The organism is Crossiella sp. SN42 (assembly GCF_023897065.1).
Classification (GTDB): Bacteria; Actinomycetota; Actinomycetes; order Mycobacteriales; family Pseudonocardiaceae; genus Crossiella.
Window position 1 is genome coordinate 65,423 of the sequence record NZ_JAMHIV010000001.1, and the last position, 12,956, is coordinate 78,378.

The following is a 12,956-nucleotide window of genomic DNA, read 5'->3' on the forward strand; positions in this document are numbered from 1 at the left end:
TTCGACGCGAGTTCGTCGAACGTCAGTCGATTCGACACCCTGTCGCGCGGCAGGACTTCCACCCCGGCGCTGGTGGCCGGGGTGGAAGTCACCCGCTAGTTCTTGACAAGTCCCAGGGCGTCGACGAAGAGGTACCCGTTGCCACCGGCCGCCCGGACGGTGACGGTGACGGCGCCCGCGGTCAGCGGTATGCCCGTGAGCTCACGACGGGTCCAGCCGCCGGAGGCCGGCACGTTGAGCGTGCGCGAGTTGCCGCCGGCGTCGGTGACCGTCACCTGCGCGGCACTGAGCGAGCCAGAGGTCTTGGCGGACAAGGAGAGTGTGTAGGTGCCGGCCGGTACGGTGACCCGCTGCCGCACCCCGCCCGCGAAGGACTGGGTAGCGCCCACCCGCAGCCCGAAGCGACTTCCGTTCGCGCCACCGTTGACGTTGGTCACCAGCGAGCTCGGCCCGGACTCCCGGAAGCTCGTCCACCCCGTCAGGTTCGACACGATGATCCGGTCGGCCTGGAAGTCGGGGTTGAGGACGTAGTTGTTCCGCGGCCCGACCCGCCACTCCCCGGTCGTGACGTTGAACTCCCACTGGCTCACCGAGTGGAACTGGGGCCGCGCGCCGGTCTTGGTGATCGGCACCCACTGGTTGTACCCGATGCCGTTCCAGGCGAAGTCGGCCCACCGGTCACCCGCGTAGATCACCGTGCTCTGCTTGGTTCCCTTGACCGTCACGAAGAACCCGGTCTGGGTCACGTGGCTGTAGTCCATCTCGGTGCCGGGGAGGACGTACTCGCTGCTGTAGGAGCCCTGGACGTTGCCGCTGGTCGACTCATTGACGTAGTTGACCGAGGTGTTCCAGCCGTGCAGGGCCGACGCCGCGTGGTAGTACTTGCCGTCGAGCTTGAACATGGCGTTGCCCTCGCGACCGGCGCCGCGGCGGATCTCCACGCCTGGCTCGATCCGCAGCGAGTCGGACTCCCGGAACTTGGCCACGAAGCCGCGCGAACGCCCTTCGCGGTTGGAGAAGATCAGGTAGTCCTTGCCGTCGTCGTCGGTGAAGACGGTCTGGTCACCGGTGCCCGTGGTGGGCGAGTTGGTGATCTGGGTCTGGAAGTAGCCGTAGTCGAAGGTGTCGGTCGGCGAGTCGCCCTGCAGCAGCAGCACGCCGTGCCCGCCCCGGCCGGTGTGCCACATCTGTGTGGCCAGCACGTACTTGCCGGTGTTCTCGTTGTAGGTGACACCGAGTCGCCCGACCCAGCCCGCACCACCCATGTTGGCGCCGCTGCCGACGCCGGTGGAGCGCGTGGCGACCCGGTTCTCGAACTTCCAGTTCACCAGGTCCTTCGAGGAGTACACGGGGATGGAGACGAACCTGACGTCGCCGTCGTACTTCCTGGTCGGGTTGGCCCGGTAGAGCTCGGCGCCGGCGTAGTGCACGCCGTACCAGTAGTAGGTGTCACCGAACTTGAAGACGCCGCCGCCCTGCGAGTAGATCGGGTTGCCGCTGGTGTCGTTCCAGAAGGTGTTGTTCGTGATGGTCTGGAACGTGCCCTCGTCAACGGATTTCAGCTCGGCGGCGGCGGTCATCAGTGCCGTCTTCGCGCTGGCGACCTCCGGCTCGGTGGCCGACCGGTTGCCCGCGACCTCGGCCGCGGTGGTCAGCGCCTTGGCGAAGGGTGCCCAGGAGTCAGCCGTGTACTTCGACGGAACGCGGGTCTGGTAGTCCGAGACCAGGAACTCAAGGCCGCGTTCCACCGCCGGAGCGGCCGCGGCGTCCTGGTCCTGGAGTTCCGACGCCGATAGTTGACTCGCCTGTGTCTGGACCGCCGGTGCCTCCGCCACCGCGGTGCTCGCGATCAGCGGCACCGCCAGCACCACGGACAACAGTGCGGTGGCGGACAACTTCCAGTACTTCGCCGCGACACGCGATTTTTGCCTCAAGATGTCACCTTCCATCGTTCTCGAAGGCGCCGAGATCCGGCGCACTCCCGCTGAAGGGCAGTCCCACGTTGGTGCCCTTGTCGGCCAGGGCGCTGTTGGCCGCAAGGCGGAGATGGGGCAGCACGGGCAGGCTGCCGTCGGCTTGCCGGGCCACGTCCCAGCCGGCCGTCGACACACTCCGGAACTGCGCGTCCGACAACGGAACGCCGAGGTTCCAGGAGTTGTGCGAAGCCGTCGTGCCGTTCATGTTCGCCAGCAGCGTGCCGGTGTAGGCGATGTTGTTGCGCAGGTTGCCCCGGCCCACGGAAGCACCGCTGGAGTTGATGCCGCGCATGTCGAAGTCGGGGCGGTTGCCGTAGCTGGTGTTGTTGAAGTAGTCGTTGGCCACCGGGTGGTGGTTGGAGTAGAAACCCGCCGCCTTGTTGAGGAACGCCACCGAGAAGCGGACGGTGTGCTTCACCGCCCCGGCGTCGTACTCGCGGCCGAAGCCACCCACCTTGAAACCGGCCCCGTTGCCCGCACTCGTGGTCGTCCCCGGCACGTAGCCGTTGCGCCAGGCCCACGAGCTCTCGATCAGCACGGGCGAGTAGGTGGAGATGAGGTCGAACCCGTCATCGGCGTTCCACCACGCGCGGCATCCCCGGAACACGTTCGCGGGACGGCCGGCCGGCGTGTAGTGCGAACCAAAGCCGTCGGCGTTCTCGCCCGGCTTGTCATTGCTGCGCAGGTCGTAGTTGTGATGCGAGTCCGAGTTGAGGACGAGGTTGCCGCCCCCGCCGTTGATGAACAGGCCGGTGCCCATGTGGTGGTGGGTGTCGATCTGCTCAAAGGTGTTGTTGCTGCCGGAGATCCAGATCCCCCAGGACTCGGCGTTGCGGTTGTTGTTCTGCGGCACACCGGTGACCTCCAGTCCTTTGAGGTGGATCCAGTTGCCGGTGACGCTGAAGCCCTTGATGCGGCAGTTGTCCGTCATGCGCGAGAAGTCGAAGACCGGCTTCTCCCCCGGATGAGCCCAGTACCGGATCGGGTTGCCCGAGCTGCCGCTCTTGTTCAGGGTGATCGCGTCGACCCTGGCGGTCTGGCTCGCGCAGGCGCTGTTCGCACGGGTGTACGCGTACCTGCCGCCACGGAAGTAGACCGTGTCACCTGCCTTGGCAATGGTTTGCGCACGAGCGATCGACGCCCACGGGGCGGCCTGGGTGCCCGCCGCGGCGTCATTGCCGTTCGGGGCCACGTAGTAGACGTTCCCTGCCGCCGCGCCGCTCGCGGCTGCCGGGCCGGCGGCCAGCACGAGCGGGGCTGCCGTGATCACCGGGAGCAGGAGGGCACGGGTTATGAACTTCGCGGTTCTCACAGCGTCACCTGCCTGCGTAAGTGATGTTCGGCTGCGGCGGTCGGCTCATGCCGGCGCCGAGGAAGTAGTCGACGTGGTGGGACTGCATGTACCCCTTGAGCGTCATGGCGTTGCGGTAGGCGGGGTTGTGCGCCAGCGTGTACAGCCTCGTGCTCGTGGGGTGGTTGGTGGTGAAGATGATCAGCTCGTTGTGGCGCGCGTTGGTGTAGACGGCTTCCTCGCGCCAGTCGCCGAGGATGTCGCCGTAGAAGGTGGGCTGGACGTCCTGGCTCGCGTCGACCGCGCCGTAGCTGGAGGTGTTGAGCAGCCGCCGCAGGCCGTTGGTGGGCGTGGGGTTGTCCGGGTCCCACTTCTCGAACTTGCCGTCGTTGAGCAGTTCCATCGTCAGGTCGCCGTCCCACCACAGGCCCAGTTGCGGCCACGGCCGCAGCGAGGTGTTCGGTTCGGTGAGGCGGTTGGCCGGTGCGTTGTAGAGGCCGGAGAAGGACCAGACCTCCATGCCGGGGAACCGCGGGTCGATGTCGCCAGCCATACCGCGCCCCACGTCGGCGGTGCCGGAGGCGGAGTGTCGCCAGATGATGGAGCCGTTACTGGCGTCGTAGTAGTACTCGCGCAGCCCGCTGGGGTTGTTCTGCTGGACGCCATAGCCCTGCAGGCCTGGGCGGCTGGGGTCCATCTTGGCGATGTGGAAGCGGTCACCGTGGACGACGCCCGCCGGGCCGAGGGAGTACCGCAGGGTGCCGTTCCCGTTGAGCACGAACCCGATCTCGGCGACCTCGTCGGTCCCGTCGCCGTTGACGTCGATGACCCGGGTGTTGTGCCCGTCGGGTGTGTTCTGGTTGCCGCGCAACCACTTCCACTGCTGGGTCAGCGACTGGCCGTCGAACTGCCAGGCGCCCATCATCAGGTTGAACGCCCCGTTGCCGATCCGGTTCTTCATGAAGGCGACCAGGCTGGGCCGCCCGCCGTCGAGGTGGCCAACGCCGAACCGGGCGTACATCGGGCCGTCGCGCAGGTAGTCCGTCGGCACCGGAGCCGTGGCGCGCGGCGCGCCGGTCATGCCGTCCAGGATCGCGATGAACTGGCGGTTGTTGTCGCTGTTGGTGAACGTGGCGCCGTTGCCGAAGCGGACGCCGTTGGCGATCCGCACCGCGACCTCGGCGCGGCCGTCGCTGTCGAAGTCGTAGACGGTGACGCCGTCGTTGTGGCCGACGTTGATCGTGGCCGATCCGCCCTCGATGTTGTTCTGGTTGGTGCTGTTCGGTCCCATGTTGACCGACCAGAGCAGCTGCCCGTCGCGCCGGTAGGCCTCCAGCGTCTGCGGCGAGGTCTGGCGGTCCAGGACGTAGTCGTACTCGCCGTCGCCGTCGAGGTCACCGACCCAGACGAACTTCACCGGTCCACCGGCACGCAGCGGCACCCGGACGACCGGCTCGACGGCGTGGTTGGCGGTCAGGGTGAAGGCGCCGCTCGGTGGCTGCTCCGCGCCGTTGACCACCGGTCGCACCCGGTAGCTGTTCGACCGGGTCAGGTCCGCGGTCGAGTCGGTGAAGTTGGTGCCTCCGGTCAGTACCGCGGGGTTGAGCTTGACCTCTTGGCCGCCCGCGGTGGACCGGTACACGTTGAACCCGATGCCGTCCGGGTCGAGTCCCAGCAGCCGCCAGGAGACCAGCACAGCGGTGTTGCTCGACCGCACGGCCACGACGCCGCGGCCGAGGTTCTCCATCGGTCTGGCGGCCGCCGCCGCGACACCGTCTGGCGGCGCCGCGTTGACCGAGGCAGCCGTCGTCGCGGACAGCAGGACGACCACGGCCCCGGCTATCGAGACCTTTTTGGACAGTTTCATGAATCCTCCCTGGGCAGGGTCAGGGCAGGGCGCAGGGGCAGGGTTGCGGGATCAGGTCAGGTGATCTCCGACCAGTGCCAGGCACTGGATCGCGGCCAGGCCGTACTGGGCGCTGGCGTTGGTGGAGACGAAGCTCGCCTCGTCCACCGGTTTGAGCACGGCCGGGCCGTCGACCCGCACCGAGCGCCAGGGTGCGTTGCGTGCATAGCCGGCGTGACCGGCGTAGAACTCCTGCCACGCCCTGGCGGCCAGCGTGGCGTTGCCGGTCTTCGCCGCGGCGAACGCGGTCAGCCGGGAGTGGGCCTGTCGCAGGTTCAGGCTGCCGAAGGACTGACCGGTCTCGGCCTTCTGCTCCTCGGCCGTGGCGTTGTACAGCCGGCAGTACTGCAACCAGGCCCGGGTGAACTCCGGGATGTCGAGCAGGCCAACAAGTTCGCTGCAGATCTCGACCAGGCCGAACACCGCGCCGAGCGCGCCGACGGAGACGGCCGGTTTCGCCGGTGCGAAGGCCCCGGTGTCCAGGTCGTAGAGTCCGTTGCCCTGGATGAAGCCGTTGGGCAGCGCCCCGATGCTGCGCGCACCGGCCAGCAGCTTGCGCAGCGCGACCGGGTCCCCGCCGCGCTCCCACTCGGTGAGGAAGGCGGCGGCCAGACCGCTCCAGTCGGTGCCGAGGGAGACCGACAGCGCGTGCGGATCCGGTTCGTAGGGCTCGGTGCGGATCTTGCGGATCGGATCCAGCACGAGGAAGGTGCGGTCGCCGTCGACGAGGTCGCGCATCAGGTCGCCGACCCGCTCGTCGGCGGTGAGGAAGTAGAAGATCCGGCGGTACGCGGCGGTGCTGATGCGCAGCTGCTTGGCGCTGTCGGCCCAGTGCTGCACACCGTGCCGGGTGCCGAGGTCGCGCCACTTGCCCAGGTGGTAGACGTCCACCTCGCCGGTGTGCCGGGTCATCGCCTCGGCGAACCGGAACACCTCGGCGCGCCCGGATCGCAGGTACTGGTACCACAGCCACAGGTCCGGCGAGAGTTCCGAGTTGTCCCACGCGTACCCGCCGATGTCGTAGCGCCACACGTGCCGGTCCGGGTCGTAGCTGTGCATGATGTCGCCGTAGTTCCAGAACCCGTACCAGCCGCGCTGCTCGACCTGGTCGCGGTGGTGGTCGAAGAGGAAGTCCAGCCGGTCCTCGATCTCCCGCCGCGCCGGGGTGCCGCGGTCGACCGGGCTCCAGTCGCCGAAGACACCGGCGCTGTGCAGGTGCGCGGGCGGGGCGACGATCAACGGTGGCGTGCGGGTGGCCGCGGCCAGCTGGGCGAACCGCTCGGCCGACGGCGTGGCCCCCAGTGCCCAGAACGACAGCTCGGTGGTGCGGGCGATCCCGTACGGCGTGCCGAAGCCGGGTTCGTAGTCCTCGTAGGTGATCTCCAGCCCTTCCAGCTGTTCGGGGTAGGTGTCCTGGCCCATCCCGTCGTGGTAGAAGCGCAGGTCCATCGGCGTGGCCTCGGGCGAGTAGAGCCAGACCGTCACCTCCGCGGCCGCCCCGGCCGCACCGCGGATGTCCAGCTGCGCGGGGTGCAGCTGCCAGAAGTCGCGCATGCCGAAGGCGAGCCCGCCACTGATGCCGCCGACATAACCCAGGCCGGCGGCCCGGCGGCCGGAGTCCACCTGGATCCAGCCGTGGCCGGCCCGGGTGCGCTTGCGGATGTCGAAGCCGCCGTCGGACAGCTGCCGCAGGCTGTAGTCCCCCCAGGCCGGGACGTAGGCCAGCCTGCCGCTCACCCGGGTGTCCCAAGTGGACAGTGCGGGGGTCGCCCGTCCGGCGACCTGCGCCTGCCGCACCGCCGCGCCGGGGTCGCGGCGCAGACCGGTGATGCCCCGGACGGCCTCGCTGAGCACGCCGTCGCCGTCCCCGGCGAACCGCACGTGCCGGTCGTGCGGCTGGTCGGTCATCGGCACCTGGAAGCGGACGCCGAGGCCGGCGAGGAAGTCCTTCTTCTCGTCGCCGTCGAAGATGAAGGTGTGCACCATCCGGATGCCGTCGCTGCCTGCGTAGAGGTACAGCCGGATGGTGAAGGGCAGCCACTCCCGGCGGCCCCGGTCGGCGCGGTGCACGCCCTCGACCCGCACCACCGCGCGCACCGGGCCACGTTGTTCGACGGTCACCGCCCGGACCTCGGCGGTGAACCGCTCGGTGCGCACCACCTCGGGCGCGTCGTCCGCGCTGTCCTTGCGCAGGCAGACCAGCGTGCCGCCGGTGGCGATGGTCCGCTCCCCCCTGGAGATCGACGGCACCAGGACCCGCCCGCGGCGGGCGATCCGGCAGCGGATGACGCCGGTGTCGACCTCGATCGCCGCGTCGTTCTCGGTGACCCGCAACGGGGCCGCGGGCGCCGCGGGCTTTCCCTTGCGCAGCAGGTACTCCTGCGTGGGCTTGACCTCCGTGCCGATCGCGTGCGCGGTCCACTTCACCGTGCCGTCCGGCCAGAACCCGATCGGCCAGGTCTGCACCGGCACGGCCTGGCCGGTCGTGGTGGTCAGGGACAACTCGCTGCCCACGGGCAGGGTGCCCCGTGGCCACGGCACTCCCCAGGTGGTGCCGACAAGTGCCTGGGGCGCCTCGCTTTCCAGCCAGCGCAGGGACACCCCCGCTTCCGCCGCGGGGACCGGTGCGGGTGACTGGCCGCCGGGTGCGGCGGCGGCCTGCCAGGGTGCGCGCAGCCCGCTGGCCGCACCGGTGATCGCGGCGCCGAGCAGCAGGGCGCGGCGGGACAGTTCGGGCATCGTCGCCCTCCACCAGAGGTGATGTTAAAACGTTTACTATTGCCGAGCAGCGAACCAAGAATTTCTTGATCAAGTCAATACCCGCCGCCACGTTCCGCCTTGACAAAACTGGACGTTCGGCGCACCAGCCCTCAGCTCCGCAGCTCGATCCACCGGTACAACCGGTTTAACCCGCCTGTCGTCCTACACGGCTGGCCTGCGAACGACACCGGCGGCACTGGGGTATAACTGGTTCAGTAACCGTTTCCTGAAACAACGTTCCCGGTGCCGCGGTGCCGGGAAGGGCCGGTGGACCATGACACGACGGGCGAGCGAACCAGCGGACGGCCGACGGCGGTCCACGATCCGCGAGGTGGCGGAGCGGGCCGGGGTGTCCGTCGCCACGGTCTCCCGGATCCTCAGCGGCGACTACCCGGCCGCACCCGCCACCCGCAAGCGGGTCCTGCGCGCGGTGGAGGAACTGGACTACGTGGCCAACGCGCACGCCCGTGCCCTGGCAGGCAGCTCCGCCAAGAGCGTCGCCATCGTGCTCAACTCGGTGGTCTCGCCGCACTACGCGCACGTCGCCCAGGGCGTGGAGGCCCAGACCGCCGTCGAGGGCCGGCTGTGCCTGATCGGCACCACCGGCGGCGATCCCGAGCGTGAGCTCGCCATGGTGAAGTTCATGCGGGAGCAGCACGCCGAGGCGGTCATCCTGGTCGGCAACGTGGTGGCCGATGAGAAGTACCGGCAGCGCATGAGCCAGTACGCGCACGCCCTGGCCGCGATCGGTTCCCGGCTGGTGCTGTGCGGCCGCCCGTCGCTGGGTCCCGATGTGCCCGCGGTCGTGGTGGAGTACGACAACACCGGTGGCGCGTTCGCGGCGACCAGCCACCTGCTGTCCGCGGGACACGAGCGGATCCTGTGCCTCGGCCACCGTCCCGGCTACACCACGGCCGAAGGCCGGGTGGCCGGGTACCGCCAGGCGCTGACCGCGCACCGCGTGCCGCTCGACCCGGCGCTGGAGGTCGGGGGCAGCGCGATGGAGTGGCACGAGGGTTACCGGATGATGAGGGAGCGCCTGGCCACCGGTCCGCTCGACTTCACCGCGGTCTTCGCCCTCAACGACCTCATCGCGGGCGGCGCCTGCCGGGCACTGGCCGAGCACGGGCTCAGCGTGCCCGAGGACGTGTCGATGGTGGGCTTCGACGACCTCCAGCCCTCGCTCGACCTCAACCTGACCACCGTGCACCTGCCGCACGAGGAGATCGGCCGCACCGCCGTGCGCCTCGCGCTGGAGCACGAGGCACGCGGCGGCACCCCTCCGCGCGTCGTCCTCGGCACGCACCTGGTGATCCGCGACTCGGTCCGCCCCCGCGTCTCCTGAGGCCGGCCCGGCGGACCTACCTGGCGGCGGCGTGCTCCTTGGCCAGCTCCTCGGCGACCTTGTCACCGCCGGCCTGCCGCCACTGGGTGACCGCGTCCTTCCAGGCGGACACCGGCTTGCGACCGAACACGATGGCCCCGATCGCGTCGCCGACGGTCCTGGTCAGCTCGGCGCCCTTGCTGGTGCGGGTCGCGGACCGCAGCCCCGTCTCCGGGTCGGCCACACTCTTCGGCAGCACCGCCTTCTCCCACTCGTGCACGGCCTTGGCCGCCTCCGGGTAGCCGGGCAGGTGCAGCACGGCAGGCGCGACCCCGAGGTACTTGATCGGCAGGTTGACGTTGTTCTCCACCTTGAACAGGTCGGTGGTCCTGATCCCGCCGGCCTCCTTGGTGAAGTGCACGCCCTCCACGCCGTAGTTGACCAGCTCGTACTCGGAGCTGCCGAAGGGGGCGCTGAGGTAGTTGGAGATGCGCAGCAGCATCTTGATCCGGTCGGCGCTGGCCTTCTTGAACGTGACGTAGCCGAAGATGCCCGCGCCCTGCCAGGGGGTCGCGTTCGGCCCGTACGGGCGGGCGAGGTCGAACTCGAACCGGCGGTTGATGCCGTCCATCGTCTCACTCGCCACCGCGCCGAAACCGTCGGTCAGCGACAGGACGGAACCGTTGTACCAGAACGTCTTCAGGTCGGTCGCGCTGATCGTGAGGCTGTCCGGGTGGTAGGCGCCCTTCTCGGCCAGCCTGCGCATCACCCCGAGCGCCTCCTCGAACTGAGGGGTGGTGAGGGTGCTGACGAACTGGCCGTCGCGCAACTGCCAGGCGTTCGGCGCACCGAGCGAGCCCGCGTGGTAGGCGATCGAGCCGAAGCCGCCGAACAGGCTCTTGGAGCCACCGATCCCCCACCGCCTGCCGCCCGAGGTCCTGGTCATCGCGGCCACGAACTCCTCCGTGCCCCACTCCCGCGGGACACCGGCCTGCTGGAACGCCGTGCGGTTGAGGTAGAGGCTGTTGCCCGGCTTCGGACGCTCCAGCGGCACCCCGTAGATCCGGCCGCCGATGCGGCCCACACTCTGCCAGGCGTAGGTGGGGATGTTGGCCAGGCTCGGATAGTCCTTGACCGCGTCGCCGCCGACGAACCCGGACAGGTCGGCGCACCGGGTCTGCACGAACTCGTGCGAGCGGGGCAGCTGAAGGTTGCTGAACATGATGATGTCGGGCAGGTCGTCACCGGAGGCCATGAGCGTGGCCATCTTCTGGCCGTACTCGGCGTCCGGGACGACCACGACCTTGAGGTTGACGTTCAGCGCCTTGTTGATCGCCTGCCAGAACTGGTTGCTCGCCAACGGCTTGGGCGGGGCGCCGTAGGTGATGACCATCGCGGTGACGTCCGAGCCGTCCCCCGGCGCTTCTGGCACCGACCGGACGAGGTTCTGCGGGTAGTTCAGGTACAGCGGCTGCACGCCGGAGGTGTCGCCGGGCGCATCCGGCGCCGGGCCGGGGAAGGGCACGTAGGTGGGCCACGGCACCACGTCCTTGCCGGCGTTGCCGACGTTGCCGGTGGGTCCGGTGCCGCAGCCGGTGAGCGCGGGTCCGGCCACGGTGGCCAGCGCGCCCGCACCGGCGAGCTTGAGCAACGACCGTCGGCTGAGGTGAGCGGACATGCGTGGCTCCTTCCTCTGTTGCAGGTTGGCTCAGGCCTTGACCGCGCCGGTGAGCACGCCTGTGACGAAATAGCGTTGGAGCAACGGATAGACGCACACGATGGGCGCGACGGCCAGGACCACCACCGCCATCTGTGTCGACTGCGGCGCGGAGGTGACCGTCGACTCGCCGGTGAGGTCGGCTCCGCCGGTGACGTACTGGCGCAGCACCGTGCCGATCGGCCACTTCGTCTGGTCGTTGAAGTAGATGATGGCTTCGAAGAAGCGGTTCCAGTAGGCGACCGCGTAGAACAGGCTCACCACCGCCAGCACCGCCTTGGACAGCGGCAGCACGATCCGCCACAGCATGGTCAGCTCGCCCGCGCCGTCGATGCGGGCGGCTTCCAGCAGTTCGGCCGGGATGGACTGGAAGAAGCCGCGCAGCACGACCAGGTTGAACACGTTGATCAGGAACGGCAGGATCAGCGCGGCGTAGGAGTCGAACAGGCCGGTGCCGCGCACCACCAGGAACAGCGGGATCATCCCCGGCGGAAACAGGAACGTGAACAGGATCAGCAGCAACATCGGCCGGCCGCCGTAGACGTGCGGCCGCGACAGCGCGTAGGCCAGGCACACCGTGCAGGCCAGGCTCAGTGCCGTGCCGATCACCGTGACGCCCGCGCTGACCAGCAGCGCCCGCGTCACCACTCCGCCGGCCAGGATCTCGGCGTACGCGCCGAAGGTGACCCGCTCCGGCCAGATCACCCAGCCGCCGTTGGCCACCACGTCCTGGGCGGAGGCCAGGCTCGTCGCCACGACCGTCCACAGTGGAAACAGCACGAGCAGCACGACGACGGTGAGCGCCACCGCCTTCGCCAGCCGCAGCGCCGGACCGGGCCTGCCCTGCCACGCCGGATATCTCGCCCTCAACGCCGGTACACCCCCTGTTCACCGAGCCGGTGCGCGACCTTGTTGGCCGTGTACACCAGCACCACGCCGATGAGCCCCTTGAACAGTCCGGCGGCGGCCGCGTAACCGAACTCGCCGTTGGCGAACCCGGTGAAGTACACGAAGGTGTCGAGCACCTCGCCCGCCTCCGGCCCGACCGCCTGCCGTTGCAGGAAGAACTGCTCGAAGCCGACTTCCAGGAACTCGCCGAGCCGCAGCACCAGCAGCAGCACGAGCACCGGACGGATACCCGGCAGCGTCACGTGCCAGAGCCTGCGCCACCAGCCCGCGCCGTCCAGCGCCGCCGCCTCGTACTGCTGATCGTCCACTTGGGACAGTGCGGCCAGGAAGATGATCGTGGCCCAGCCGCACTCCTTCCAGATCAGCTGCACGACCACCAGCGGCTTGTACGCCTCCGGGTTGCCGATGACGTGGACCGCCCCGAGGCCCAGCTCGCCCAGCCAGCCGTTGACCACGCCGGCTCCGCCGAGCATCTGCTGGAACAGCGCCACGACCACCACCCAGGACAGGAAGTGCGGCAGGTAGACCACGCTCTGCACGAACCGCTTGACGGTCGAGCCGACCAGGCTGTGCAGCAGCAGCGCCAGGGCCAGCGGAGCCGGGAAGAAGAACACCAGCTGGAGGGCGGCGATCATGATCGTGTTCGCCACCGCGTGCCAGAACTGCGGATCGCCGAGCATCTGCCGGAAGTTGGCCAGTCCGACCCAGGTGCTGTCCACGATGCCCAGGAACGGCACGTAGTCGAGGAAGGCCAGCGCGTTCCCGAACAGCGCGCCGTAGTGGAAGACCAGGAAGTACAGCAGGCCGGGCGCCATCACGACCAGCAGCGCCCAGTCCCGGCGGATCCGGCCGCGGTGTCCCCGTTCCCTGGCGCGTGGCACCTGACGGGAGGGGCGCCCCGGTTCGACCGCACTCACCCTCGGTGCCCTCCCCTCGTTGTGATCACCCTCGACCAGCACACGGTGACCCAGAAGATAAAACGGTTACATCCCTGGGTCAATGGTGGACGCCGTATCCTTGCCAGACCAGGACGTCTATCGTAGTAAACGTTTTACCTCGCCATCGCCCCCGGA

At 69.0% G+C, this 12,956-nt stretch carries 8 protein-coding genes; 1 reads left to right on the forward strand and 7 read right to left on the reverse strand.

Going from position 1 to position 12,956, the window contains the following annotated elements; translation table 11 throughout:
- Window positions 1-95: 95 nt before the first annotated feature.
- From M8C13_RS00275 to M8C13_RS00290, 4 genes are all read right to left on the reverse strand, one after another.
- Window positions 96-1,934 (reverse strand): family 43 glycosylhydrolase, encoded by a 1,839-nt coding sequence (locus tag M8C13_RS00275; protein WP_252478346.1) that lies wholly within the window; start codon window positions 1,932-1,934, stop codon window positions 96-98.
- A 4-nt stretch (window positions 1,935-1,938) separates the two neighbouring features.
- Complete coding sequence (locus tag M8C13_RS00280) at window positions 1,939-3,225, reverse strand: DUF1565 domain-containing protein (protein WP_252478347.1); 1,287 nt, start codon at window positions 3,223-3,225, stop codon at window positions 1,939-1,941.
- A gap of 67 nt (window positions 3,226-3,292) precedes the next feature.
- Window positions 3,293-5,134 carry a hypothetical protein gene (locus M8C13_RS00285; RefSeq protein WP_252478348.1) on the reverse strand — a complete coding sequence of 614 codons (1,842 nt, stop codon included), beginning with the start codon at window positions 5,132-5,134 and terminating at the stop codon, window positions 3,293-3,295.
- Window positions 5,135-5,185: 51 nt separating this feature from the next.
- Window positions 5,186-7,912, reverse strand: a complete 2,727-nt coding sequence (locus M8C13_RS00290) for a Tat pathway signal sequence domain protein (RefSeq protein WP_252478349.1) — start codon at window positions 7,910-7,912, stop codon at window positions 5,186-5,188.
- 295 nt (window positions 7,913-8,207) lie between these two features.
- Here M8C13_RS00290 and M8C13_RS00295 point away from each other — a divergent pair, with 295 nt between their 5' ends.
- Window positions 8,208-9,278, forward strand: a complete 1,071-nt coding sequence (locus M8C13_RS00295) for a LacI family DNA-binding transcriptional regulator (RefSeq protein WP_252478350.1) — start codon at window positions 8,208-8,210, stop codon at window positions 9,276-9,278.
- Between the two features lie 16 nt (window positions 9,279-9,294).
- Here the strand turns inward: M8C13_RS00295 and M8C13_RS00300 are convergent, their stop codons facing one another.
- The 3 genes from M8C13_RS00300 to M8C13_RS00310 are packed head-to-tail and all read right to left on the reverse strand — an operon-like array spanning window position 9,295 to window position 12,800.
- A complete protein-coding gene (locus M8C13_RS00300; protein WP_252478351.1) occupies window positions 9,295-10,935 on the reverse strand; it encodes an extracellular solute-binding protein in 1,641 nt (546 codons plus the stop codon).
- A gap of 30 nt (window positions 10,936-10,965) precedes the next feature.
- The gene (locus M8C13_RS00305) at window positions 10,966-11,844 is read right to left on the reverse strand and encodes a carbohydrate ABC transporter permease (protein ID WP_252478352.1); all 879 of its coding nucleotides are present in this window, start codon (window positions 11,842-11,844) and stop codon (window positions 10,966-10,968) included.
- Window positions 11,841-12,800 carry a sugar ABC transporter permease gene (locus M8C13_RS00310; RefSeq protein ID WP_252478353.1) on the reverse strand — a complete coding sequence of 320 codons (960 nt, stop codon included), beginning with the start codon at window positions 12,798-12,800 and terminating at the stop codon, window positions 11,841-11,843. Before M8C13_RS00310 ends, M8C13_RS00305 begins: the two co-directional genes overlap by 4 nt.
- Window positions 12,801-12,956 lie beyond the last annotated feature (156 nt).

Excerpts from the sequence above, each read along its gene's own strand:
- M8C13_RS00285 (WP_252478348.1), bottom strand. The coding sequence starts at position 5,134 with ATGAAACTGTCCAAAAAGGTCTCGATAGCCGGGGCCGTGGTCGTCCTG.
- M8C13_RS00290 (WP_252478349.1), bottom strand. The coding sequence starts at position 7,912 with ATGCCCGAACTGTCCCGCCGCGCCCTGCTGCTCGGCGCCGCGATCACC.
- M8C13_RS00295 (WP_252478350.1), top strand. The coding sequence starts at position 8,208 with ATGACACGACGGGCGAGCGAACCAGCGGACGGCCGACGGCGGTCCACG.
- M8C13_RS00300 (WP_252478351.1), bottom strand. The coding sequence starts at position 10,935 with ATGTCCGCTCACCTCAGCCGACGGTCGTTGCTCAAGCTCGCCGGTGCG.